The sequence below is a fragment of the Ancylomarina sp. YFZ004 genome, assembly GCF_054254355.1.
The window spans coordinates 759,525-785,579 of record NZ_JBTCHQ010000001.1 but is presented as its reverse complement, the minus strand read 5'-3'; the positions used below and the strand labels follow the sequence as shown (position 1 = coordinate 785,579).

Genomic DNA, 26,055 nt, shown 5'->3' with positions numbered 1-26,055 from the left:
TTCCGCTCACTTGATCTCTGAAATCGACAAAGATGAATTTATGAATGAAATCACCCATCAATGTGGTCTCTGTCATAAGCAATTATCAGATAGTTATTTGGAAACTTATCATGGGAAGGCCTATCAGCTTGGCTATTTACAGGCAGCTAGGTGTTCTGATTGTCATGGGGCACATTCCGATATGAATATCGAGCATCCGAATTCTGCTGTTGGATACAAGAATATTGTGGCGACTTGCCAGAAATGCCATGAGGATGCGAATGTCGGATTTACGGGATTCTTGACTCATGCAACACATAACAACCGCGATAAATATCCTATTTTGTATTACACCTTTTGGGGCATGTCTTCTTTACTGATGGCAGTCTTCGGCTTTTTTGGTCTGCACACACTTCTGTGGTTACCTCAATCCTTGCGGGAAAGAAGGAAAAAGAAGCTTCATAAACCTAAGGGCAAGGCGATTTATATTCGTCGATTTACCGATAGCCAGCGTTATACCCATATTTTTGTCATTCTAAGTTTTGTAATTTTAGCTCTAACGGGTATGCTACTTAAATTTGCCAATATGCAATGGGCTAGATATTTGGTTGATTTATTAGGAGGTGTACAAGTGGCAGGTATCTTACACCGTTTAGGTGCTATAGTGACATTCGGCTACTTTATTTATCACCTTTTTTCACTCATGAATGGTAGGCGTAAAATGGGCCTTGGTTGGTCTCAATTTATTTTTGGTAGCCATTCCATCATGTTTAATCGTCAGGATCTTAAAGATTTTTGGGCAAGTGTGAAATGGTTTGTAGGGAAAGGTGAACGGCCTAACTACGGACGATGGACCTATTGGGAAAAATTCGACTATCTAGCTGTATTTTGGGGCGTTGCCATTATTGGTTTCACAGGTTTGGTATTGTGGTTCCCAGAGATGTTTACCAAGTTTTTACCTGGTTGGCTAATCAATGTTGCTCAAATAATACACAGCGACGAAGCCTTGCTGGCGGTGGGTTTTATTTTTACAATTCACTTTTTTAATACCCACTTCCGTCCCGAATCATTTCCTATGGATACGGTGATATTTACCGGCCATGTATTGCTTGATGAATATAAAAAAGATCGCCCAAGGGATTACGAAGAACTCAAGAGTTCTGGCAAGTTGGATGAACGTGTCGTTGAAATGGAAATTACCCCTGATAGAAATCTGTCTGTAAAAGTCTTTGGTTTTTTCTTTCTGTTTATTGGCTTCCTATTAATTGCTCTTATTATCTATTCATTGCTATTTGGAGTGAAGTAAACATTCGCCCCATGATTTATCATGGGGATTTAAAAGGTGAATATCTGAAATAATTTGCCGTGGGATTTATCCTTCGGCATTTTTTTGAAACCAAATATCAATAGATGAAGCTTTGATACAGAGGAATGAATTAGCAAAAATTTTAAAAAAATCGTACCTTAAAGTGAATCCAAAAACCAAGAACCATGGTACCGAAAGTTCACCATTTAGATCAGATTGCGATAACGGTAAAATCGCACATGCTTTTAAAGGAACTGTTAAAAGTAAGCCCTGTTTTAGAGGAAATCATGCGAAATGCCAAAAATCCTACCGAGGCTTTGGTTGGTGTTAGGAATTGGGTGGTTGAAGAGTTGAAAAAGCATAAAGAAGCCTATCAATTTTATAAAGGAGAAATTAAAGGACGTGAAGCTTATGAGAAACTCACTTGGGTTGATTTTGCAGCCATCAGAATTCTCGATTACATTGATAATGCGGGGCGCGAATTTGAAGATCCAAATATTAGAGGAGAAAAAGCAATAAGTAATCCAATCAAATTAATTTGGCTTGCTGTTAACTATGGAACGGGTGGGGCTAAACCCTATTTTTTTAGAGACATGCTTTATTTATTCCGTCAGTTTTGCGGGACTTATAAGCGTGAAATGCCCACAGTTGGCGATCTCGAAGAATGGATGAACCGTTGGAGTACGGGCCTTGATCCCCGAATAATAAAGCTAAGGGAAGAAAACAGGGAACGGATTATTAAAGTATTAATTGCAAAAATTGATTCAGAAGAAATAAAGAGTAAGAAGTACCTGTTTGAATCCAATTTAAGCGAAGAACAAAAATATTTAAAGATGCTTGAATGGTGGGATGATTACAAGTTCCACTTAAGGTTTGCTGTACGTTCTCCTGACCTGTTAAATGAACTACTGGGCAATTCTCTCGATCCGGATTCAATGAAAGTTCTTTATGCAGCTGAAAAGCAGGGTATACCATTTTTTGTAAATCCTTATTATTTGTCATTGCTTCATGTGCGGGTGCCTTACTTCGCTATAGGTGCCGATCTGGCAATCAGACACTATGTGATTTATAGCCAGCAATTGGTTGACGAATATGGTCATATAGTAGCATGGGAAAAAGAAGATTTGGTTGAACCCGGAAAACCAAATGCTGCTGGTTGGATTTTGCCAACGAGTAATAATATTCATCGTCGCTACCCTGAAGTGGCTATTTTAATCCCTGATACCATGGGACGTGCTTGTGCTGGTCTTTGTTCATCCTGCCAACGGATGTTCGATTTTCAGAGGGGCAACCTTAATTTTGATCTGGATAAACTAAAAGCCAAGGAGACCTGGCAGGAAAAACTAAACAGATTGCTCGAATATTTTGAGTCGGATTCACAGTTGCGCGATATATTAATAACCGGAGGGGATGCATTTATGAGTTCCGATAGCTCATTAAAACAAATTCTGGATTCGGTTTATGAAATGGCTGCACGAAAAAAGAAAGCGAATGAGAAGCGTAAAGAGGGAGATAAATATGCTGAGATTTTAAGGGTTCGCCTGGGGACAAGACTGCCGATTTATCTTCCACAAAGAATCAAGCCTGAATTGATAAAGATTTTGAAAGATTTTAAACACAAAGCGGCTAAGTTAGGCGTGAAGAAGTTTATTATACAAACACATTTTGAATCATCTATGGAGGTTACGCCTGAAGCACGAGAGTCTGTTCGTTTGCTAAATTCTGCCGGATGGACTGTTACCAATCAATTGGTATTTACCGCAGCAGCATCACGCAGAGGGCATTCATCGAAATTACGAAAAACGCTGAATGAAATAGGGGTGTTGAATTACTATACTTTTAGTGTGAAAGGCTATATGGAAAACAGCTTCAACTTCGCCACTAATGAGAGGGCAGTTCAGGAGCAGATGGAGGAAAAAATTATAGGTTGGATACCATTCGAGTATGAGGAAGAAATACGTGAATTCCCTAACAATGCTGAGGTCCTGACTGACAATATTCGTAATCTGTTGCAGAAATCGGGTTTGCCATTTATTGGAACAGACAGGAATGTGTTGAACTTGCCAGGGGTCGGAAAGAGTTTGACATTCAGGACTATTGGAGTAACTCGTTACGGACGTCGAATATTGGAATTTGAATTGGACAAAACCCGTAGTCACAGTCCAGCTATGCACAATATGGATAAGGTTATTATTATTGAATCGAAGTCGATTGCCGAGTATTTATACCAATTGGAGGAGATGGGTGAGGATATTAAGGACTATGAAAGTATTTGGGGTTACTCCATTGGCGAAACCGAACCACGAATGAGCTTATTTGAGTATCCTGAATACGATTATAAGCTTACCGATGAAGTTACCAATTTTGGAGAGATTGAATAGTAGCCCCATGATTTATCATGGGGGCTTAAAAGATGAATATCAACATAATTTGCTGGAGGATTTATCCTTCGGCTTTTTTTATTTGGAAATGTATGACCCTATTAAAGATGCAGACTATCGTGTTTGTATTTGCTGATAATTGATGTCAATTTTTATTTGATTAAATTAAGGCCTCAGCTGATGCAAATAGTCCATCTGAAAAAAAAATATTCAAGTGCCTGTAAGAATCCAAGACTTAAGACACTAAATAGAAAAACAACAGAATGAGTAGCGATTTTTACACACTTTCAATCTTACCCTATGCTGCAATTATCATTAAGATATGCAGGGCATATACCAACTCTCAGGAGGATTTCGAAGATTATTATCAAGAGGTCTGCTTACAGATTTGGAAGAGCCATGACAATTTTCGAGGTCAATCGGAATGGTCGACATGGATTTACAGATTGTCTTTGAATGTTTGTCTCACCCTTTTGAAGAAAAAGAAGAATAACCACCAGCACTTTGCTTCTGATTATCTGCCGGCCGAAGCAATTGAAGATAGTCAGGTGTTTGCTGATGAATCTCTGCAAGAACTCTATAATGCTATTAGGCAATTATCGGAGTTGGACAGAGGGGTTATCTTGCTTTATCTGGAGGAGAAGAGCTATCAGGAAATCGCTGATATCATTGGCACCAATCCCAACAATATTGGTGTGCGTATTAAAAGAATTAAGGAACGCTTAAAAAAGATATTAGATGGAAAAGTCAATTGAAGAAATTTGGAAAGAAGGGTTTTTGAATACTGATGACTTGGTGGTGCCTAAGTTGAATAACCTGTACAATAAGAAGTCCATGCACCTTGTGGATAAGTTTAAGAGAATGTTCAAGATTAATCTGAATGCCATATTTATAGGTTCGTTTGTGATTTTGCTTGCCTCTTTCCCATTAGACATACCAGTTATGGGTGTAGGGTATTTTTTCATACTAAATAGCATTGTACTTGTCAATCGTAAGCTAATGAAAGGCCTGATGAAAATTGATAAAAACATCAGTAGTTACGAATATATTAGAACATTCGACCATTGGATGAAAGAACAACTTGATGTGAATTCCAGGATTGCCAGATACTATTACCCCTTATTCTTTCTGTTCATGGTTCTGGGCTTTTGGTTTTCAAGCAAATTTCAAGAACTCATAACTGAAATCTTAGGAAAACCCCACCAAATCTATCTGATGAATGGTATTCCTGTATTCTGGGTATTGGGCATCGTTTTCATCTTGGGGCTATTGGCCGTTTTTGGAAAGCGTATTTACAAGTTCGATGTTGGCTTGGTATATGGGCGTGAGTTTAGAAAGTTAGATGAGATGCTAGCTGATATGGAAGAGTTAAGAAAATAATTAGCCATTGCAGCTGTAAGACAATAGTATAGAGAATGTTAAATTGAAATATTATGAAAATTGAACAACTAAAAGATATAAAAGGTATAGAAGAAAATAAGCGATTATTAAAAGCCTACAAAAGATTGCAAGCCTTGATTGAGGCACTGACAAAAAGAGAAATCCCAAGTGAAATACTGAATATGATTAATTCTGATATTCAAAAAATCAATAACTTTTCGGGTACTGATATAGAATTGAGAAAAAGCTTGAGAAAAGCTTATTCTAGTATCTTAAAATTGCTTGAGAAAGAATTGGGATGGGTGACCAAGGACCATTATCGGAATTTGTGGATGTCTATTGGTGTGGCACTAGGAGTCGCCTTTTCAGCCTCATTCGATAATAATGGGATGGGATTAATTATTGGTTTGGTTGTTGGGCTGACTGTAGGTATGAATCTAGATAAAAAAGCTGCCCAATCGGGCAAGCAACTCGATTTATCAGCAAGTAGCTGTTAAGCAAATAGAACGTTTATAGTGAGCCGAGGGATATGAATCCTTCGGCTTTTTTATGTTTGAAATTATTTGGAAGCAATCTAAGTGTTTATTTAACTTTAATATTATGAAGCTTGATGATAAATAATTAATTTACTTCAGTTTTTATAAAATAAATTTAAGATAAATAGATATGATGATTTCTTACATTATTGGGATATACATTTTAGTATGTGCTTTAGTTGGTACAATTGGAATAGGAAGACAAATAGGATTCTTTTTATCATTTGTAATTGCATTATTAACAACGCCTGTTGTAGGTCTTATCGTAACAGTCTTGTCGAATAAAAATACATCTGAGATAAATTTATCAAGTACAGGAAATATTTCTGATGAACTTTTGAAATTGAACGAACTTAAAGAAAAAGGAGTTTTAACCGAAGATGAGTTCGTGAAACAAAAAAATAGGATCTTAAATTGAGATATGTGTAACCAATCATATCTTATTATTGAAAATTCAAAATTATAAAGCAATCAGATGAGTAGTGCAGGACATGTTTTAGATATGATTATTAGGATGAGGCAGAATCGTGCTATAAAAACATCCAATAAGCAAAAGTTCAGATCAAATAATCGAGAAGCATCACATTCTGATAAAGCTGCTTTGCGTTACAAAAAGGTTTCGAAAGAGAAGCTTGAAAAAATAAAAGGTAAAATTAGATTGAAAGCAGGTTTAGAGCGAAGAAAAGAAATACTAGTGATTTCTATTTTCCTTGTGCTTGTTATAATTATCGCCTATACTTACATGACCTAGGAGTGGAAAATGAATTTTTCATTCTAAGAAGAGATAGAAAAATAGCTAATCTCTATTAATTTCATCAGCAAAAATAGCTGTGAAAGTAATATGAATCAGGAATTCTTTTTAAAATAAGAAAGCCAGTAAACATGGGTATTCTTGATTCTTATTTAGAATGCTATGAGAGTATGAAATCAGGTTTGGGAATCGTAGGATTTGGAAATAAAAGATTTTATAAGCTATATTTGTCGCATAGATTTGTCAGCGTAATCAGATCGAGAGAATGATTGTAAAGGTTCGTTGACAAGATTAAAACAAAATGGATTTCAATCAATTAATGAGGAATCCGAAAATAGAAAAAGCAATATGCAATTTAATACAATCATTATTATCAACGTCATTATTCGCGTCCTAATTGGACATGAATCGAGGTTGTGCATATTTAACTAAACGAAACCAGTTTTACAAAATATTCAAAGCCTCTTCCGAAACGAAGAGGCTTTTTTTTAGATCAGATTATTGTATGTTATCAAGTAAGCTAGTCATTATCGTCATTATTATGGTCATCGTCATTATTAGAATGAGGATGAGGGAAGGCGTGCACACACAATAATTCGAACTAACGAAATTATGAGCGCTCTTCCCGAAAAGGAAGAGCGTTTTTTTTTGCCTCGAATCCGCTAAGCAACCGATAATCGACAACAGAAATTAGGACAAACAACTTAACGATTAACCAAAATGTATAAAAACCAATTACGCAGCAGCCAAACCACAGAGGGCAGACGCATGGCAGGAGCCAGAAGCCTTTGGCGAGCCAATGGCATGAAAGAAGAGATGTTCGGGAAGCCAGTGATTGCTATCGTGAATTCATTCTCTCAGTTTGTACCAGGTCATGCACACTTGCAAAACGTTGGGCAGATGGTGAAAAAGCAGATTGAGAAGTCGGGCTACTTTGCCGCTGAGTTCAACACCATTGCCATTGACGATGGTATCGCCATGGGACATGATGGGATGCTCTATTCATTGCCATCGCGCGAGCTGATTGCTGATAGTGTGGAGTATGTGTGTAATGCGCACAAGGTTGATGCGATGATTTGCATTTCTAATTGTGATAAGATTACACCAGGCATGATGATGGCCGCTATGCGATTGAATATTCCTGCCGTTTTTGTTTCAGGAGGTCCAATGGAGGCAGGCGAATCGAAGGGTGAAAAACTTGATTTGGTTGATGCCATGGTTAAGGCTGGTGACGATAGTGTAAGCGATGAACGGCTTCAGGAAATTGAAGAATCGGCTTGCCCAACTTGCGGATCTTGTTCGGGTATGTTTACTGCTAACTCGATGAATTGCTTGAACGAAGCTTTGGGCTTGGCCTTACCAGGAAACGGAACTTTGCTTGCAACTCACAAGCTGCGTAAAGATATGTTTATGGATGCTGCGGATTGTATTGTAAAGATAACAGATGCTTATTACAAGAATGGCGATGCTTCAGTTCTGCCAAGATCAGTTGCTACACTTGAGGCTTTCAGGAATGCCATGACATTGGATATTGCAATGGGAGGTTCAACCAATACGGTGCTTCACCTATTGGCCATTGCTCACGAGGCTGAACTTGATTTTACAATGAAAGACATGGATGAGCTGTCGCGCAAAACACCAAACCTGTGTAAGGTGGCGCCCAACTCACCTAACTACTATATCGAAGATGTGAACCGTGCAGGTGGTATCATGAGCATACTAGCTGAGCTAGCTAAGGGTGGACTTTTGAACACAGAAGTGGGGCGTGTTGATCAGAAAAGTTTAAAGACAGCTCTTGAAGAATATGATTTGACTTCAGATAAACTCAGTGAGAAAGCGAAAGTGATTTATCATTCTGCACCAGGTCGCAGCGGACGTAACCTGACATTCGCGTCGCAGAATTCGCAGTACAAACAAGTTGATGCTGATAGAGAAAAGGGTTGTATTAGAAATATGGCAAATGCCTACACCCAAGATGGTGGTTTGGCAGTTTTATTCGGAAATATAGCACCCGATGGTTGTGTGGTAAAAACGGCTGGAGTTGCCGAGGAGGTTTTCAACTTCACAGGTATAGCAAAGGTTTATCATTCACAACGCGATGCTTGCGAAGCCATTCTCACCAAGCAGGTGAATGCTGGCGATGTGGTGGTGATCAAGTTCGAAGGTCCATCTGGCGGACCAGGCATGCAAGAGATGCTTTATCCAACCTCTTACCTTAAAGCCATGGGATTGGGAGCCAAGTGTGCTCTGATTACCGATGGTCGATTTTCAGGAGGAACATCAGGCTTATCAATCGGACATGTCTCGCCAGAAGCTTCGGCGGGAGGTGCAATTGCTCTGATAAAAGAAGGGGATAAGATTGAAATCAGCATTCCTAATCGTAGTCTGAATATTTGTATTTCGGATGAAGATTTGGAGGCTAGAAGAAATGAAGAAGAAGCTTATGATGACAAAGCCTTCACACCAAGAGGAAGAGGGCGAATGGTTTCAAAGGCATTACAAGCCTACTCGAAACTGGTCAGCTCAGCAGATAAAGGGGCAGTAAGGCAGTTATAAAGGTTGAAAAGTCAAAAAGTCAAAAGGTCAATAACTCAATATCGCGAATCGCTTACTGAGCGGAGTCGAAGTAGTAGTTAAGACTAAAAATGTTTTAAGATGGAAATAGCAGCAACAAGTCAAAATACAAATACCATGTGTAAACCCACAGAACATCTATCGGGAGCTGAGATATTAGTTCGAAGCTTGATTGAAGAGGATGTAGATAGCATATTTGGATATATAGGTGGCGCCATTATGCCCGTTTACGATGCCTTATACGATCACCAAGAAGAATTACAGCATTACCAAGCTCGTCACGAACAGGGGGCAACTCATTCGGCACAGGCTTATGCGCGAATCAGTAAAAAGCCGGGCGTTTGTTTCACAACATCGGGACCAGGAGCAACCAATGTTATAACAGGATTGGCTGATGCTTATCTGGATTCAACCCCACTTGTAATTATTACAGGCCAGGTGGCTAGTGGTTTTTTGGGATCGGATGCTTTTCAGGAAACCAACATGATTGGTCTATCTATGCCTGTTACGAAGTGGAATTTCCAAATAACTAAAGCAGATGAAATTGCAGAGGTTATGGCCAAAGCATTTTATATCGCACGTACGGGTCGACCAGGTCCTGTATTGATTGATATCACAAAGGATGCACAAATTGCGACAACGGATTATAAATATAAGAAATGTGAGCATATTCGTTCGTATCAGCCTATGCCTGAGCTAGACATAAGTCAGGTTGAGGCGGCAGCCAAATTAATCAATGGGGCAAAGAAACCTTTATTACTTGCTGGTCAGGGAATACTATTGTCAGGAGCAGAAAAGGAGTTGATGGCTTTTGCTGAGAAGACTCAGACACCTGTCGCTTGTACCTTGTTGGGCTTATCATCTTTTCCAACAGATCACCCACTTTATGTTGGGATGTTGGGTATGCATGGTAATTACGGACCGAATATCAATACCAATGAATGTGATGTTTTGATAGCAGTTGGTATGCGGTTCGATGATAGAGTAACGGGAGATACGGCCCAATATGCCAAGCAAGCTAAGATTGTTCATATCGATATCGACAGATCGGAGCATAACAAAAATATAAAGGTTGATGTACCCGTATTGGCGGATGCCAAGCAAGCTTTAACAGCCTTGAATGAATTGGTTCGAGGAAATGTTAAGCCTGAGTGGATGAAGAGTTTTAAAGATTTCTATCAGCTTGAGTTTGATAAGGTGATTAAGAAACAGGCTTATTCTAATAGAGAGAAAATTAATATGGCTGAGGTCGTTCGTTTAGTCTCAGAACAAACCAATGGCGAAGCTATTTTGTGTACCGATGTTGGTCAGCATCAAATGACTTCAGCTCGTTACTATGAGTTTAAAAAACCGAATACGCAGATTACTTCTGGTGGGTTGGGAACGATGGGATTTGGTTTGCCAGCAGCCATTGGAGCTCAAATTGGAGATAGAAATGCTCAAGTCATATCCATATCAGGTGATGGTGGCTTTCAGATGACTTTGCAGGAGTTGGCAGTGATCAAACAATACAATTTGCCAGTTAAAACCATTGTTTTAAATAACTCATTCTTGGGTATGGTGCGACAGTGGCAAGATTTGTTTTTCGATCAGCGTTTTTCTTGTACTCGATTGGAGAACCCTGATTTTGTAAAGATTGTTGAAGGTTACGGTATACAAGCCAAAAGAGTTAGTAAACGTGAAGAACTTGACGCAGCGATCAAAGAAATGTTGGAATCGCCAAACGCTTACTTTCTTGAAGTTGTTGTTGAAACAGAATCTAATGTATTGCCAATGATTGAACCAGGAGCAGCCGTTTCGCAAATGAGACTGGAGTAAAGCCTAAAGTTCTAAAAGTCAAAAGGCTGAGTGTTCACTGAGCGGAGTCGAAGTGTAAAGGGAAGTCCGTCTCAGGCTTGATTGAAAAATCTCAAATCAAAAAATAATTAAGATGAAAGAGTATACAATAACTGTTTTTTCAGAAAATGATATCGGTCTTCTGAATGAGGTAACCATCGTTTTCTCACGAAGAAAAATCAATATAGAAAGCTTAACCGTATCAGAGTCAGAGGTGAAAGGTGTGTCGCGATACACAATCGTAGCCTATATGGATGAGAGTAAGGTTGAGAATGTGGTGCTTCAAATTGAAAAGATTATTGGTGTATTCAAAGCACTCTATTTCGAAGCAGAAGAAATTGTCCATCAAGAGGTGGCTCTATTTAAAATTGCTAACTCAACCAGATTAAATGGAAATCTTGAAGCCTTAGTGAGAAATAAAAATGCTAAGATTCTTACGGTGAGTCCTGACTTTTTGGTTATCGAGCGAGTAGGTTACAAGGCCGATAATCAAGCTCTGTTTCATGAGTTAGAACAGTACGGCGTCTTGCAATTTGCTCGATCAGGTCGTGTAGCAGTTTCGACTTCGCAGAAAGATTTCACCTCGTATCTGAAGGGATTGGAAGAAGCAAGTTAATTTATGAATTATGAATTCGGACTAAGGTTTGAAATGAAATAAAAGGAGATCTAATTATTTGTTTTGAGCGTGGCTTGTCAGTCTGCCGTGAGGCGTGATTCATATGTGACTACGGAGTAAAAACAAGGATCAGACTGACTTGATTCTTTTGTTTACTTTTCTCATTTAAGGAGCATTGAAAATCATGAATTCCTTATTGTAAAATTATTTTATGAGTAAAAGTAAAAGCCTAGCGGCTTGAGCGAAAGGATAAAAAAAAGATAAAATTATAATTAATAAAATAGAGTGGGATTAAAGAAAGATGCGTTTGGTTTTCCCAAATCATAAATCTAAAATCCCCAATCAAAAATTAAAAAAAGATGGCAACAATAAATTTTGGTGGAACAGACGAACAAGTAGTAACACGTGAAGAATTCTCATTGGAAAAAGCACGTGAGGTGATGAAAGACGAAACCATTGCTGTAATCGGTTATGGTGTTCAAGGTCCCGGTCAGTCGCTAAACTTGAAAGACAATGGCTTTAACGTAATTGTTGGACAGCGTAAAGAATCTAAAACATGGGACAAAGCTGTCGCTGATGGTTGGGTTCCTGGTAAAGATCTTTTTGAGATTGAAGAAGCATTGGATAGAGCAACTGTAATTCAATATCTATTGTCAGATGCAGGACAGATTGCTGTTTGGCCAACTGTTCAGAAATATTTGAAGCCGGGTAAGGCCCTTTACTTCTCTCACGGTTTTGGTATCACCTATAAGGAGCGAACTAATATTATACCTCCAGCTGATGTTGATGTTATTCTTGTTGCACCTAAAGGTTCAGGTACGAGTTTACGTCGTATGTTCCTTGAGGGACGTGGCTTGAATTCATCATACGCTATCTTCCAGGATGCAACGGGTCGTGCTTTCGATCGTGTAGTTGCTTTGGGAATTGGAGTAGGATCGGGTTACCTTTTCGAAACCACTTTCAAACGTGAGGTGTATTCTGATTTAACAGGTGAGCGTGGAACATTGATGGGATGTATTCAAGGAATATTTGCTGCTCAGTACGATGTATTGCGTGCCAATGGTCACTCGCCATCTGAGGCTTTCAATGAGACAGTTGAGGAATTGACTCAGAGTTTGATGCCTTTGGTTGCTGAGAATGGTATGGACTGGATGTATGCCAATACTTCGACAACAGCTCAACGTGGTGCACTTGATTGGTGGAAGCCTTTCCGTGATGCGACCAAGCCAGTTTTCGAAAAGCTATACAAAGAAGTAGAAGCCGGGAAGGAAGCTCAACGTTCTATCGACTCGAACTCTCAGGATGATTACCGAGTGAAATTAGATGCTGAATTGGAAGAGCTACGAGATAGTGAAATGTGGCAAGCCGGAACAGCCGTTCGTAAGCTCCGTCCAGAGAATAACTAGCTTAAAAGGCCTGACTGTATCGTGTAAATGAGAGTTTGCACTGATGTTAATTTGTGATCAACTATTGGTACCCTAAACCCATTTTGGGGTACCAATGGTACAAATATGAATCAGATCTATTTATAAAAATGATGTTGGATAACCCATTCTTAACCCAATGCGCTTGGTTTGTAATATTCGGTAGATAAGGTGATTGAAGTCTTGTTGTTGCAAAGGATCATATTCGCGAATTGATTTGAAAGTCGTAGTTGAATCGGATAATTTGTTTTCACTCAAGTCCTATAGTTTTTATGTTTGTTTAGCAATTAAGAGATGATCTTGATTGGCAGTATCACAGTAAAGAAAAATATCATGAATACGAATACTATTCTTATTGGTTTAATTCTCATTCTCGACCTTATTATTGAGGGATCGACAGGGAAGACTGTGTTATAATTTGAATCACAACAATTGATCATTATACGAAGTTCTTCCCTTAAGGAAGGGCTTTTTTTTTGCTATTAATCGAACAATGCTTAACCACAAATTATAAAAAAGATGAGTGATAAAATATTTATTTTCGACACCACACTACGCGACGGGGAACAGGTCCCGGGTTGTCAGTTGAATACAATTGAAAAGATTGAGGTCGCAAGAACACTTGAAGCTCTAGGTGTAGATGTGATTGAAGCGGGCTTCCCTGTTTCAAGTCCTGGAGACTTTCAATCGGTGGTCGAAATAGCCAAGGCCGTAAGTAATCCTATCATTTGCGCGCTAACCCGCGCCGTTGAAAAGGATATCGATGTGGCTGCTCAGGCTCTGAAGTTTGCTAAAAGAGGCCGTATCCATACAGGAATTGGAACATCACCTTATCATATACAATCCAAATTAAATTCCAATCCAGATGAGATTCTACAGCGTGCAGTTCGTGCAGTAAAGTATGCCAAACGCTATGTTGAAGATGTTGAGTTTTATGCTGAAGATGCAGGTCGTTCGGATAATGAATATTTGGCTAGAGTCGTTGAGGCTGTGATTAAAGCAGGAGCAACGGTTATCAACATTCCTGATACAACAGGTTATTGTTTGCCAGGTGAGTATGGAGCAAAAATCAAGTATTTGATGGAGAATGTATCCAATGTTCATAAGGCAATTTTGTCAACTCACTGTCATAACGATTTGGGAATGGCTACAGCCAATTCTTTGAGTGGTTTGCTTAATGGAGCCCGGCAGGTTGAGGTGACTTTGAATGGTATTGGAGAACGAGCGGGTAACACCTCTCTTGAAGAAGTGGTGATGGCAATTAGAACCCATCATGGCTTACCATTTCACACTGATATCAACACGAAAGGGATATACCAAGCTAGTCGTTTGGTGTCTTCATTAATGAATATGCCCGTGCAAGCAAATAAAGCCATTGTTGGACGTAATGCTTTTGCACACTCATCGGGAATTCATCAAGATGGTGTTTTGAAGAACCGTGAAAACTATGAAATTATCGATCCTGCTGATGTTGGGATTAAGGAGTCAGCAATCATCCTCTCAGCAAGAAGTGGACGTGCTGCTTTGAATCATCATTTGACAGAAATGGGCTATAGCCTTTCGCAGGAAGAGTTGGATGATGCCTATACCAGATTTTTGGTTATGGCCGACGATAGAAAGAACCTTAATGAAAATGATTTGTCTGAGTTGATGGGCGATCATCAGTCGGAGACTAAATCGGTAGAGTTAGAATTATTGCAGGTGGTTGCAGGTAAATCGACCATTCCTATGGCAACGGTTCATCTTAAGTTGAGAGGGGAATCTTGTGCTGCTACAGCTGAAGGAAATGGTCCCATTGATGCTTGTTTCAATGCTGTTAAGAAATTGATTAAGCAGAAATTCTCTTTGGAGGAATTCCTTGTGCAAACCTTAACTAGAGGAAGCGATGATCTCGGTAAAGTACATGTGCAATTAGAACATAAAGGAAAAATGTACTATGGTTTCGGAGCCAATATCGATATCATTACCGCTTCGGTGGAGGCATTGGTTGATGCCCTATCTAAAATAGTTTAAGTCAGTTATAAAAGAAAATATTTAAATACATAATCGTATTAAAAAAGTAATATGGAACCAAAAACACTATTTGATAAAGTCTGGGATGCTCACGTTGTTGAGAAGATTGATGGAGGTCCAAGTGTATTTTATATCGATAAGCATTTGATTCACGAGGTGACTAGTCCACAAGCTTTTTCTGGATTGGAAGCAAGAGATCTAAAAGTTTTTCGTCCTGAAAATACCATTGCCACACCAGATCATAACATTCCTACAGAAAATCAACATCTCAGTATCAAGGATGAATTGTCGAGAAAGCAAGTTGAGACTTTAACAGCTAATTGTGAGAAAAATAACATCACGCTTTATGGATTAAATCATCCCTACAATGGAATTGTTCATGTTGTTGGTCCAGAACTGGGGCATACCCAACCTGGCATGACTTTGGTTTGCGGCGATAGTCATACATCGACACATGGTGCTTTTGGTGCAGTAGCTTTTGGTATTGGGACTTCGGAGGTTGAGATGGTTTTTGCCACTCAGTGTATTTTACAGCCAAAACCTAAAAAAATGCTAATCACGGTTAATGGTGAATTGCAAAAAGGTGTAACGGCTAAAGATCTGACGCTTTATGTGATTGCACAATTGGGAACAGGAGGAGCAACGGGATACTTTGTAGAATATGCAGGCCCTGCTGTTAGCAGTTTAAGCATGGAAGGTCGAATGACCGTTTGTAATATGAGTATCGAAATGGGAGCTCGTGGTGGAATGATTGCACCGGATCAAACGACTTTTGATTATGTTGAAGGTCGTGAATTTGCTCCAAAGGGCGAAGAGTGGACTAAAGCTGTTGCCAAATGGAAAGAATTGAAAACCGATGAAGGCGCAAGTTTTGATAAAGAATATGTTTTTAAGGCTTCGGATATTGAACCCATGCTAACCTATGGAACCAATCCAGGAATGGGAGTTGGTATTTCAGGAAGCATTCCAACTGAATCAGAAGTTGATCCTTCTGAGCTACCAACTTTCAAAAAATCTTTGGACTATATGGGCTTCGACTTAGGAGATAAACTTCTGGGTAAGAAAGTCGATTACGTGTTTGTTGGTTCTTGTACCAATGGACGTATCGAAGATCTTCGAATTCTTGCATCTGCTGTGAAGGGAAAGAAAAAAGCAGAATCAGTTACGGCTTGGATTGTTCCCGGATCGAAACAAGTCGAGAAACAAGCTCAGGAAGAGGGATTGGTTGAGATTCTGGAAGAAGCAGGATTTAAAATGCGTCAGCCGGGATGTTCGGCATGTTTGGCAATGAATGATGATAAAGTTCCAGCTGGAAAGTATAGTGTTTCTACTTCGAACAGAAATTTTGAAGGAAGACAAGGACCAGGAGCCAGAACATTATTGGCTAGTCCATTGACTGCTGCAGCTGCAGCTGTAACTGGAGTTATCTCTGACCCAAGAGAGTTCTTGTAATCAGGTATCAGTTATCGATAACTGAAAACCGACAACTGATCTCATTTTTTCACATTAACACACATACAGCATGTCAATAGATAAATTTACCACATTGGAATCGACATATGTCCCGCTTCCTGTTGAAAATGTGGATACAGACCAGATTATACCAGCACGATTTTTAAAAGCAACCAGCCGTGATGGTTTTGGAGAAAATCTTTTTCGCGACTGGAGATATACACCTGATGGGCAAGAGAATCCGGAATTCGTTTTGAATCAATCAGAATATTCGGGTGAAATATTAGTGGGCGGAAAGAATTTCGGATCTGGTTCTTCAAGAGAGCACGCAGCATGGGCGATTCACGATTATGGTTTTAAGGTGGTTGTGAGTAGTTTTTTTGCTGATATTTTTCAAAATAATGCCTTGAATAATGGGGTGCTCCCAGTTACTGTATCGTCAGAATTCTTAAAGACTATTTTCGACGCTGTAGAGAAAAATAAGAGTCAAAAGTTAGTAGTTGATTTGGAGAAGCAAAGCATCACTTTAAATGACGAAAGTGAAGAATTTGTAATTAATCCCTATAAGAAAAATTGCCTGCTGAATGGATTCGATGATATCGATTATCTTCTCGATAGGAAAAATAAAATAGAAGCTTTCGAAGCTAAAAAATAAAGGAAGAGGTATAAAATGAACGAACTGTGTCGCTTAGAAATAATGGATACCACCCTTAGGGATGGCGAACAGACCTCTGGGGTGAGCTTTAATTCTGAAGAAAAATTGGGTGTCGTAAAGTTATTACTACGATCCTTAAAAGTCGATCGCGTAGAAGTAGCCTCAGCCAGAGTATCTAAAGGAGAATTTAAAGCCGTACAGCGAATTGCCAAGTGGGCAGAGAAACATGACTTCCTCGATAAAATTGAAGTATTAGGTTTTGTTGATGGGAACGCTTCTCTGGATTGGATTCACGCCAGTGGAGCCAGAGTCGTCAATCTGTTGGCAAAAGGTTCGTTGAAACACTTACGAGGGCAACTGAGAAAGACGCCCCAACAGCATGTTCAGGATGTTAAAGATGCTGTCGCTTATGCTACAAAACTAGGAATCAAGGTGAATTTATATCTTGAGGATTGGTCTAATGGAATGCACACTTCGAGAGATTACGTTTGGTATCTTTTGGATGAATTGCAAAATGAAAATATTCAACGTTTCATGTTGCCAGATACTTTGGGAGTGATGAATCAGGTACAGGCTTTTGATTTTTGTTCTGCTTGTCGCGAAAGATACCCAAAACTGCATTTTGATTTTCATGCTCATAACGATTATGATTTGGCTCTTGCTAATGTGTACTCAGCTGTTTTGGCAGGTATGAATGGCATTCACACCACTATAAATGGTCTTGGTGAGAGAGCAGGTAATGCTCCTCTGGCCTCGGTAGTAGGGGTTCTAAAAGATCATTTGGCTCGAAAAATCAATGTGGATGAGGATAAGATAAATACGGTGAGTCGTATCGTGGAGACTTTTTCAGGTATTCGAATTCCTGCTAACAAGCCTTTAGTTGGAGAAAATGTCTTTACTCAAACCTGTGGTGTACATGCTGATGGTGATTCAAAAGATGAGCTTTATTTTAACCGATTAATGCCTGAGCGCTTCGGCCGTGAACGTAAATATGCCTTGGGGAAAACTTCAGGAAAAGCGAACATTAAGAAGAATTTGGAAGAATTGGGGATAAGCCTGGAAGAGGAAACCATGAAGATTGTAACCCAGCGAGTGATAGAATTGGGAGACAAAAAAGAAATGGTAACAATAGATGATCTGCCTTATATTGTTTCTGATGTTTTAAATCAGACTATGGAGGAGATGCCCATTCAGATCAAGCATTATTCTTTATCCCTTTCGAAAGGGATGAGGCCCTTTGCTTCTATCAACTTAGAGATTAATGGTGTCATGTATGAAGGTACAGCTTCAGGAGATGGTCAGTATGATGCTTTTATGAATGCTATTTGGCGTGTTTATGAAGAGCTGGAAAGAGACCGACCTGTACTAAGCGATTACCTTGTTCGAATTCCTCCCGGAGGAAAAACAGATGCTCTTGTCGAAACGTTAATTACCTGGAACTATAAGGGCAAAGAATATAAAACCAGAGGTTTGGATCCAGATCAGATTGAAGCGGCTATTAAAGCAACAATCCGAATGCTTAACCTGATTGAGATGAATAAGGAAGTAAGCCAGCTCCTCTGATCCCGAGAATTGGGAGTTAAAGGTTAAAGGTTAAAGGTTAAAGGTTTCTCTGGTAGTTTTTAGTTGTCTCTTGTCATCCTGATAATCTAATAGAAAATAGGGATAACGCATAACCGAAAACACCATTACACATTTATAAAAGCACAAATTATCACATTCACTCATTAACAAATCATCAAAATAATGTCATATAAAATAGCAGTATTAGCCGGAGATGGAATTGGTCCGGAAATCGTAGCACAAGCCAGAAAAGTAACCGATGCAATTGTTCAAAAATTCGGACATGACTTTGAATATACCGAAGCTCTTGTCGGTGCTGTTGCCATTGATGAAGTAGGCAGTCCTTATCCTGATGAAACCCACGAGATTTGTATGAATTCAGATGCAGTTTTATTTGGAGCCATCGGTCATCCAAAGTTCGACAATGATCCAACAGCAAAGATGCGTCCGGAGCAAGGCCTGTTAGCTATGCGTCAGAAGTTAGGCTTGTATGCGAATCTTCGCCCTGTAACGACATTCAAATCTTTGATTCATAAATCGCCTTTGAAAACTGAACTCGTTGATGGAGCTGATTTTATGTGTATTCGAGAGCTAACTGGTGGGATTTACTTTGGGCGTCCACAAGGGCGTTCTGAAGATGGTAAAACGGCTTACGACACTTGCGTTTATACGGTTGAAGAAATCGAGAGAATTGTTCGTTTGGGATTTGAATATGCAGGAAAACGTCGTAAAAAATTAACCATCGTTGATAAGGCTAATGTGTTGGCGACTTCAAGGTTGTGGAGAGAAACAGCTCAGAAAATAGAGCCCGAATTTCCTGAAATTGAAGTGGAATACATGTTTGTCGATAATGCCGCTATGCAATTAATCACATGGCCAAAACGTTTCGATGTGATGGTTACCGAGAATATGTTTGGAGATATCCTTACCGATGAAGCAAGTGTGATTTCAGGATCTATGGGCATGTTACCTTCAGCGTCTATAGGTGTACATACTTCCGTTTTTGAGCCAATTCATGGTTCATATCCTCAGGCAACTGGTAAAAACATTGCAAATCCATGTGCTACAGTTCTTTCTGCTGCCATGATGTTTGAGTATGCATTTGGTATGATGAAGGAAGGCGCTTTGATTCGTGAAGCCGTAGACAAAGCTCTTGAAGCAGGCGTGGTAACAGAAGATATTGCCGATGGTAAAAAAGTATATAGTACCAGCGAAGTAGGTGACTGGTTAGCTGACTATGTAAAGAACTTCAGTTAGTTGTTAATCTTGATGTTGAGGATTGGTTACCCTTATAAACAAGTCAATAGAGTATGCTCAGAGATTTGTCTCTGAGCAAGCTTAAATTAAAAGGGAAAATTGTGTCAGAAAATAAGAAAGAATATTATCCGATAATGTCGGAGATAGTCAAGGCAAATCAGAAGGTTCAAGATGTCGCGATCGTCTCGCCTTTGCTCAAAAATTTGAATCTATCTAGCAGATATCAAGCAAATATTCATCTTAAGCGAGAAGATTTGCAATTGGTTCGATCCTATAAAATAAGAGGTGCATATAATAAAATATCAAGCCTGAGTAAAGCTTGCTTAGATAAAGGAATTGTTTGTGCTAGTGCTGGAAATCATGCGCAAGGTGTAGCATATTCCTGTCAGAAATTGAAATGTTTTGGAAGTATTTATATGCCCGAAACAACGCCTCGACAGAAGATTAAGCAGGTTAAAATGTTTGGTGGTGATTATGTGGAAGTTTTCCTTATAGGAGATACTTTTGATGATGCCTCTTCGAAAGCCATAGCTGACGCCAAGGAGTTGGGGAAAACTTTTATTCACCCTTTTGACGATCCTAAAACAATAGAAGGACAGGGAACAATTGGTTTGGAAATATTGCAACAATTCAATGAGCCGATTGATTATTTAATTCTGCCTATAGGTGGTGGAGGACTGGCTTCTGGTGTAGGTGCATGGATAAAAGAATTTAGTCCCAATACCAAAATTATTGGTGTAGAACCCAAAGGAGCCGCATCCATGAAGTTGGCATTGGACAATAAGTGTAATCTTGCACTTGAAAGTATAGATCGTTTTGTTGACGGAGCAGCTGTCCAGAAAGTCGGTGATTACACCTGGAAAATCTGTGAAAAGGTATTGGATGATATTTTGGTTGTTCCCGAAGGTCTGATTTGTTCAACGATATTGAGTTTATATAATGAGGATGCCATAGTTGCAGAACCAGCAGGTGTTTTATCCATTGCTGCTTTGGAATTGATGGGTGACAAGATTCAGGGTAAAAATGTCGTCTGTGTTCTCAGTGGTAGCAATAACGACATTACTCGAATGGAAGAGATAAAGGAAAGAAGTCTTTTATATGAAGGCTTGAAACATTATTTCATGGTTCGATTCCCACAACGATCAGGAGCTTTGAAAGAGTTTGTGAATGATGTCCTTGATTCGGGTGACGACATCACTCATTTTGAATATTATAAGAAAAGCAGCCGAGAAAAAGGGCCAGCGGTTATAGGCATCGAAGTTCAAAATCCTGAAGACTTGCAACGTCTACAGCAGAGAATGGCGGATCGTAATTTTATTTTCGAATACCTAAACGATAAAACAGATTTATTTCAGCTTATAGTTTAAGCATATTAAGAATAGAGAAAATAGGAGATGGGTTAGCGCTTGATCTCCTATTTTTGTTTTTGCATTTTATGCTTTACTTTGTGTTCTACATTTATTTCAATACACACAGTTCAATATGCTAAGGTTTCTCTTTTCTATATTATTCATTCAGTTCATTCTTTGTCAAACTAGCGTTGCTCAGACAAATTGGTCTAAGCAATTGGATCATTATATATTGAAACGTGATGAGATAGATGTTGCCAAGAAGGAGACTGTTAAAAATCTCTTGGAGGATTTACGATCTACCAGAGAAGAAAAAAATACAGATAAGGAATTCTCTGCTTTAATGAAATCAGTAAAGGCTTACGAGTATTTTGTTTACGATTCAGCATTCAAATATGCACAAGAAGCCAACCGTTTCGCTTATAGTTTAAAGGATGAGGCTAAGATTGCTGAATCTAAATCGAAGCTCAGTTTAATCATGCTTTTGAAAGGCTTGTACACCTCTTCGATTGACACGATAAAAACGGTTAAATATGAGTTTCTGCCAAAGGTTAAAAGAAAGGAATTCTACAGCACAGCCTACCGTGCGTACTACGATTTATCGGGCTATTCAAGAGATAAACACTACAGTGAGAAGTACAAAGAATTGGGGCATTATTACAGTCGAAAATTGATTGAAGAATTTCCAGAACCATCTTTTGAGAAAGTATTGGGAATGGCACTTCAGGAGATGGTGAGTGGAGAGCTCTCAAAAGCTGAAAGGCATTATTTGAATCTTCTGAATCAATTTGACCTGAATGATCATGAGACGGCTATTGTAACCTCGGGTTTGGGTTTTATTTATGCTGATAGGAATAAAAGCGAAAAGGCTAAAGAATTTCTGATGAGAGCCAGTATTGGTGATATTAAAGCGGGCATTAAGGAAACAACTGCCTGTCGGTCCTTGGCTGAAATTTTCTATAAGGAAGGCGATATTGATAAGGCCTATCAGTATATTCTTTTGGCTAAGGCCGATGCCGATTTTTATGGTTCAGAGCAGCGGAAATTTGAAATTTCATACACCTTGCCTTTAATTGAATCGGCGCGTTTCCAAAAAGAAAATAAACAGAAAAAATTGGTTGGCCTTATCAGTTTGTTGGTACTGGCTTTTTCATTGGTTATTCTTCGTCAGTTACAGAAATTACGACAAGCACGAAAGGAAATTGAACGAAGTAATCAGAACTTAACTCATGTAAACGAGCTTCTTCGTGAAGCAAGTCAAATAAAGGAAGAGTATATCGGTTATTATTTCAACTTTAGTTCTCAATATATCGATAAGCTTGAAGATTTTAAGAAGAGTATCTCCCGACAGCTGATCACGAAATCCTATGATAATATTGAGCAGGAATTGAAGAAATACAACTCCAAGAATGAACGGAAACGTCTGTTCGAAGATTTCGACCGAATCTTCTTGAAGCTATTTCCTGATTTTGTCCAACGCTTCAATCAGCTTTTCGATAAAAAGGACGGAATACATTTAAAGGACAATTTATCTCTAAATACCGATCTTCGTATCTTTGCTTTAATACGAATTGGTATTGCCGATAGCGAGAAAATCGCCAGTATCCTCAACCTTTCAGTCAATACCATTTATACCTATAAAACTAAGATCAGAAATCGCTCCATTTACCCCAACGAGGCCTTCGATTTAAAGGTGATGGCGATTAAGTCGGTTTAAAAGTATACATATTTTCGTGTAAGAAAAATGCCCAAATAGCTTAAAGGTATTTGAGCATTATACTTCTAGTTGAAATTTTTAAATCTTATAATTAGAATCGATATGCTAGAGACAATAAGACAGAAGAACTGTCAAAACCATAACTGAAATTGGAGTATTCCGTTGTTGTATCATAATCTTCTACAGAAGATTCTCCAAATGTATATGTAATATATGGCATAAGCTCTGCACCTAAAATTAAATTTTCACCAAGGATGTAATTGAGTCCAAATACTAAATTAACTCCAGGGGTGAATAATTTGCTTTTTTCAGTATATGAATTGTTATACTGACTGTACTGAGAATAATTGGTTTGAGTGTTTTTTGAGTGATTATAAGCAAATGAAAAATCGAAACCATATCTGTATTCAAAATTCTTTGCAATTAACTTTCTATATTCCTTTCCAACACTAAAGCCTAGTCCAAATTTCTTAGAATCTGTATCATCTGAACTATCATCATAATTTCGATTATCAATGTTCCCAGATAGAGAAACGGCATTGAACCTCCATAATTCATGTTTTGTTCCAACTTTATAGCTAAATCCGAAATTGTCGAGATTTCTAAATGTAAGACCAACTTCTTTGATCTGTTCTGTTTTGTCCTCTTGTCCAATTGCAAGTGTTGAAGTTGCTAATGCAATTAGAAGAAAGATTACTTTTTTCATGTTTATAAATGTTTTATTGATAATTAAAATGCACTTCAAATATAACAATATGTATTCTATTGTTTAATGTTATTTATTGCCTTTTTTCTGTAGAAGAATCAATTAGAAGACCGCTTGTCCTTGGAATAGTTGAATCTTATCTCAACGAAATATTCTTTAAACTGATATATATTACATGGTACTCTTGTATCTTGTCTATATTTTATAAAATCCCGAGTTTGTTTAGTTTGCAGTTTGTGAGTATGTTAGAGTTGTAACTTGTCATTGTTCGTCTATATATTGGTTTATATTTTAGTTATTGGAAATTGAATGCTCTTATTTTGATTATCGAAAACAATCAAAATCAAATTACAAACTCATGAATATTAAAAGACTTTTATTTGGCCTGGTCGTTCTAACAGCTGCCATGGTTTCTTGTATTGGCAATATGCAAAAGCAAGAGCTTAAATCGCCCGATGGAAAAATTGCAATTACTGTTAATCTTGAAAATGGTCAGCCAGCTTATCAGGTTCATTTCAATGGGAAATCAGTAATTGATCCTTCAACATTAGGTTTCGATTTCACCAATATGCCTGCTATTAAATCGGGATGGGAAATTGTATCAGCAAAGCAAACAAGCAGCAATTCTACATGGGAAATGCCTTGGGGCGAAAAGCGTATGGTTGAAGATCACTTTAACCAACTTATTGTGGCTTTAGCTGAAAAAGATGCACCCAACAGAAAAATGAATTTAGAGTTCAAAGCCTATAATGATGGGATAGGTTTTAGATATGACTTTCCTGAGCAAGAAGCTATGAAAGAGCTTTTGATTGCTGAAGAGAATACCGAGTTTAATCTAACTGGCGACCATAAGGTATGGTGGATTCCTGGTGACTGGGATATCTATGAACATCTTTATCATACAACTCAATTTTCTGAGATTGATGCGACTAAATTGCGTGGTCATGCGAGTTTGGCTCAAACCTCAATCCCTAACAATGCGGTGAATACCCCAGTGAGTATGAAAACTGCCGAGGGAATCTATTTGAGTTTTCATGAGGCTAACCTGACGGATTATTCAGGTATGACACTTAAAGTAGATACTTCGAATATGAAGATGGTTTCTACTTTGGTAGGATCAGAGAGAACAAAGTATAAGGTGAAACGATCTTTGCCATTCCATACGCCTTGGAGAACTATTCAGATTGCTGAAAAGGCAGGTGATTTAATTGAGTCAGATTTAATTGTAAACCTAAATGAGCCCAACAAAATTGGTGATGTTTCGTATTTCACACCTATGAAGTATGTTGGTATTTGGTGGGATATGCACTTGGGAACTAAGACCTGGGATAAGGCAAGTGGCAATCATGGAGCAACTACTGAATATGCCAAAGAGTTGATCGATTTTGCATCGGAAAACAATATTGGAGGAATGTTAGTTGAAGGTTGGAATACTGGTTGGGAACATTGGATTGGGTTTGAAGACCGTGAAGGTGTATTCGATTTTGTGACTTCTTACGAAGATTACGATTTGCCTGAGGTGGTTCGTTATGGTAAAGAAAAAGGTGTTGAGCTGATTATGCATCATGAGACTTCTGCAGCTCCAAGAACTTACGACCAGCAAATGGATAGTGCTTATCATTTGATGAACTCATTGGGCATCCATTCGGTTAAGACTGGATATGTGGGTAAGTTAATTCCTAAAGGGGAATATCACCACGGACAGTGGATGGTGAATCATTACCGTCGTGCTCTGGAGATGGGAGCAAAATACAAGGTGGCTGTTAATGCTCACGAGCCAATTAAAGCAACAGGTTTGCGCCGAACTTTCCCGAATGCTATTGCTCGTGAAGGTTTGCGTGGTCAGGAATTTAATGCTTGGTCGAGCGATGGTGGAAACCCAGCAGAACACCTTCCAATTGTAGCTTTCACCCGAATGCTTGCAGGTCCTATCGATTACACACCTGGTATTTTTAATATCAAACTGAAGCCTTATAAAGCCAACAATCAGGTGAATACAACCTTGGCACAGCAGTTAGCTTTATATGTGGTTTTGAATAGTCCAATCCAAATGGTTCCTGATTTGATTGAGAACTATAAAGGACATCCTGCTTTTCAATTTATCCGCGATGTTGTGGTGAATTGGGAACAATCTAAAGTTCTAAACGGGGAGATTGGTGAATTTGTAACGATTGCTCGTCAGGACAGAGCTTCGAACAATTGGTTTGTGGGTTCTATTAGTGACGAAAAAGCCAGAAATATGAGCGTTAAGCTTGATTTCCTTCCAAAAGGAAAAAAGTATCAAGCCATTTTGTATTTAGATGGAGAGAAAGCACACTGGGATAAAAACCCAACTGATTATAAGATTGAAAAGCAAATTGTAGACGCTAAGTCAACACTTGACTTGCATCTTGCAGCCGGTGGTGGTGCAGCAATTAGCCTAATCGAAATTAAGTAATAGATATTTAAAACTCGTTCGTTTTTATCCCAACAGTATGTCATGTGCTGTTGGGATTTTTATATCATGACGACTACTTTACTTAGTGTTTTAATTCACATAAAATAATATGCAGAACTTATA

The 26,055-nt window shown here is 38.6% G+C and carries 20 protein-coding genes; 19 read left to right on the top strand and 1 reads right to left on the bottom strand.

All coding sequences use genetic code 11. From position 1 onward, the window contains the following. From ACXR6G_RS03235 to ACXR6G_RS03150, 18 genes are all read left to right on the top strand, one after another. Nucleotides 1-1,285 (top strand): formate dehydrogenase subunit gamma (locus tag ACXR6G_RS03235; RefSeq protein WP_458359955.1); only part of this gene is annotated, 1,285 nt, incomplete at its 5' end. Nucleotides 1,286-1,470: 185 nt separating this feature from the next. Next, complete coding sequence (locus ACXR6G_RS03230) at nt 1,471-3,666, top strand: KamA family radical SAM protein (protein WP_458359954.1); 2,196 nt, start codon at nt 1,471-1,473, stop codon at nt 3,664-3,666. Nucleotides 3,667-3,929: 263 nt separating this feature from the next. Then, nucleotides 3,930-4,421 (top strand): RNA polymerase sigma factor, encoded by a 492-nt coding sequence (locus tag ACXR6G_RS03225; RefSeq protein ID WP_458359953.1) that lies wholly within the window; start codon nt 3,930-3,932, stop codon nt 4,419-4,421. Continuing rightward, entirely contained in the window at nt 4,405-5,046 is a 642-nt protein-coding gene (locus ACXR6G_RS03220; protein ID WP_458359952.1) for a hypothetical protein, read from the top strand. Before ACXR6G_RS03225 ends, ACXR6G_RS03220 begins: the two co-directional genes overlap by 17 nt. A gap of 53 nt (nt 5,047-5,099) precedes the next feature. Beyond that, entirely contained in the window at nt 5,100-5,543 is a 444-nt protein-coding gene (locus tag ACXR6G_RS03215) for a hypothetical protein (protein ID WP_458359951.1), read from the top strand. Nucleotides 5,544-5,712: 169 nt separating this feature from the next. After that, complete coding sequence (locus tag ACXR6G_RS03210; RefSeq protein WP_458359950.1) at nt 5,713-6,000, top strand: SHOCT domain-containing protein; 288 nt, start codon at nt 5,713-5,715, stop codon at nt 5,998-6,000. Between the two features lie 57 nt (nt 6,001-6,057). After that, nucleotides 6,058-6,333: a hypothetical protein gene (locus tag ACXR6G_RS03205; protein WP_458359949.1), complete on the top strand. Its 276-nt coding sequence runs from the start codon at nt 6,058-6,060 to the stop codon at nt 6,331-6,333. A gap of 720 nt (nt 6,334-7,053) precedes the next feature. Then, a complete protein-coding gene (gene ilvD / locus ACXR6G_RS03200) occupies nt 7,054-8,889 on the top strand; it encodes a dihydroxy-acid dehydratase (RefSeq protein ID WP_458359948.1) in 1,836 nt (611 codons plus the stop codon). 99 nt (nt 8,890-8,988) lie between these two features. Continuing rightward, nucleotides 8,989-10,725 carry a biosynthetic-type acetolactate synthase large subunit gene (ilvB, locus tag ACXR6G_RS03195; protein WP_458359947.1) on the top strand — a complete coding sequence of 579 codons (1,737 nt, stop codon included), beginning with the start codon at nt 8,989-8,991 and terminating at the stop codon, nt 10,723-10,725. A gap of 112 nt (nt 10,726-10,837) precedes the next feature. Beyond that, nucleotides 10,838-11,359, top strand: coding sequence for an acetolactate synthase small subunit (gene ilvN / locus ACXR6G_RS03190; RefSeq protein ID WP_458359946.1), 522 nt, complete (start codon nt 10,838-10,840; stop codon nt 11,357-11,359). A gap of 359 nt (nt 11,360-11,718) precedes the next feature. Then, nucleotides 11,719-12,765, top strand: a complete 1,047-nt coding sequence (gene ilvC, locus ACXR6G_RS03185) for a ketol-acid reductoisomerase (protein ID WP_458359945.1) — start codon at nt 11,719-11,721, stop codon at nt 12,763-12,765. Between the two features lie 537 nt (nt 12,766-13,302). After that, nucleotides 13,303-14,796, top strand: coding sequence for a 2-isopropylmalate synthase (locus tag ACXR6G_RS03180; RefSeq protein ID WP_458359944.1), 1,494 nt, complete (start codon nt 13,303-13,305; stop codon nt 14,794-14,796). A 51-nt stretch (nt 14,797-14,847) separates the two neighbouring features. Then, a complete protein-coding gene (gene leuC / locus ACXR6G_RS03175) occupies nt 14,848-16,248 on the top strand; it encodes a 3-isopropylmalate dehydratase large subunit (protein WP_458359943.1) in 1,401 nt (466 codons plus the stop codon). Nucleotides 16,249-16,318: 70 nt separating this feature from the next. Further along, nucleotides 16,319-16,903 (top strand): 3-isopropylmalate dehydratase small subunit, encoded by a 585-nt coding sequence (gene leuD / locus ACXR6G_RS03170; RefSeq protein WP_458359942.1) that lies wholly within the window; start codon nt 16,319-16,321, stop codon nt 16,901-16,903. Between the two features lie 15 nt (nt 16,904-16,918). Then, nucleotides 16,919-18,466 (top strand): alpha-isopropylmalate synthase regulatory domain-containing protein, encoded by a 1,548-nt coding sequence (locus ACXR6G_RS03165; protein WP_458359941.1) that lies wholly within the window; start codon nt 16,919-16,921, stop codon nt 18,464-18,466. 183 nt (nt 18,467-18,649) lie between these two features. Then, nucleotides 18,650-19,723 (top strand): 3-isopropylmalate dehydrogenase, encoded by a 1,074-nt coding sequence (gene leuB, locus ACXR6G_RS03160; RefSeq protein WP_458359940.1) that lies wholly within the window; start codon nt 18,650-18,652, stop codon nt 19,721-19,723. Nucleotides 19,724-19,824: 101 nt separating this feature from the next. Continuing rightward, entirely contained in the window at nt 19,825-21,090 is a 1,266-nt protein-coding gene (ilvA, locus tag ACXR6G_RS03155; RefSeq protein WP_458359939.1) for a threonine ammonia-lyase IlvA, read from the top strand. Between the two features lie 115 nt (nt 21,091-21,205). Further along, entirely contained in the window at nt 21,206-22,789 is a 1,584-nt protein-coding gene (locus ACXR6G_RS03150) for a DUF6377 domain-containing protein (RefSeq protein ID WP_458359938.1), read from the top strand. A 91-nt stretch (nt 22,790-22,880) separates the two neighbouring features. Here ACXR6G_RS03150 and ACXR6G_RS03145 read toward each other — a convergent pair whose 3' ends face one another. Then, on the bottom strand, nt 22,881-23,495 hold the full coding sequence (locus tag ACXR6G_RS03145; protein WP_458359937.1) for a hypothetical protein: 615 nt from the start codon (nt 23,493-23,495) through the stop codon (nt 22,881-22,883). 358 nt (nt 23,496-23,853) lie between these two features. Here ACXR6G_RS03145 and ACXR6G_RS03140 point away from each other — a divergent pair, with 358 nt between their 5' ends. Further along, a complete protein-coding gene (locus ACXR6G_RS03140; protein ID WP_458359936.1) occupies nt 23,854-25,932 on the top strand; it encodes a glycoside hydrolase family 97 protein in 2,079 nt (692 codons plus the stop codon). The last annotated feature ends 123 nt before the right edge of the window (nt 25,933-26,055 follow it).